This window comes from Parabacteroides sp. AF17-28 (assembly GCF_003479205.1).
Taxonomy (GTDB): domain Bacteria; phylum Bacteroidota; class Bacteroidia; order Bacteroidales; family Tannerellaceae; genus Parabacteroides; species Parabacteroides acidifaciens.
Window position 1 is genome coordinate 1 of record NZ_QUGV01000030.1, and the last position, 1,056, is coordinate 1,056.

The window sequence follows — 1,056 nt, forward strand, 5'->3', positions numbered from 1 at the left end:
TGCTGAATGGCGAACGAAGCATAATACAACACCCTGTCGGAGAAATACTTCTGCCGGCTTTTCTGCATCTCGCAAATGAAGACTTCCCCTTTTTCGTTTTCACAGAAAATATCGAAAACGGCACGTCGCTGATCCTGCTTCAAACCGAGCATCTCAACATTCCGGAATGTGATGTCGACAATCACTTCCTGTTGGATAACTTCATTTAAAAAGCTGATAATAAGATCTTTGCTTACTTCACTGCCGAAAATTTTCTTCCAGCCGTAATCCGAAAAGGGATTGATAAATTTGTTCATAATTAATTGTTTTAGTTGTTACTATTAACACTTCTTTGGCAAAGGTAGACAAATATTGCATATAGAGTGAATAAAAATGGATTTATTTTTATTAGTGTTTCCATGGGCATAGAATGCCTAATTTGCTTCAAATCTAAGAAGTTTTAAACCATAAATGATGAATTTACAATAACCCCCTGTTTCGGTTGTCTTTCTATTTCGTCCGAAATCTTGATCCATTTTGGATTGACTCTTTTCACTGTTTTGACCTGCTCGGCTGACAACAGATAAAATGAGGTGCCGAGCCCATTCCGAAAAGTGTGCAATTTGATTACCGAAAACCGGAAACACTGGCAAAGTGATAAACCTTAACTCCCGGAGAATCGAATATTCGCGAACGAAGACGGGCTGCGTTCCAAATATCCCAAGGAAATTTTGGAGGCTTGTTGCCGTGAGGTGCGCAGAAAATTGCCGTGAAGTAACGCTTCATCACTCTGAAGGTTGACTTTGTGCTATATGAAGTCCGACTTCAGAGCAACAAAGTGCCGGATCAGAGCGATAAAGTCCCTCTTCATGGCGATAAGGTGCCGGATCATAGGAAAAAGCTCCTTTTTGACAGCTGAAAAGTGGCTTAACATTTGTTTTGTTTCGGATGTTTTTTTACCCTGAAAAATACGTTTTATACAATAAGCCCACCTGCCGCAGGCTCTCTTTTGCCGTTTCGTTTCAATGAACGGTTTTAGAGCTTAGAGGCAAAGCCTCTTCCTCTGTGGACTTCAGA

Annotated in this window: 1 protein-coding gene; it reads right to left on the reverse strand. The window is 40.6% G+C overall.

Going from position 1 to position 1,056, the window contains the following annotated elements; all coding sequences use genetic code 11:
- Positions 1–296 (reverse strand): PD-(D/E)XK nuclease family transposase (locus DWW90_RS17580; protein WP_199662212.1); only part of this gene is annotated, 296 nt, incomplete at its 3' end.
- Positions 297–1,056: the final 760 nt, after the last annotated feature.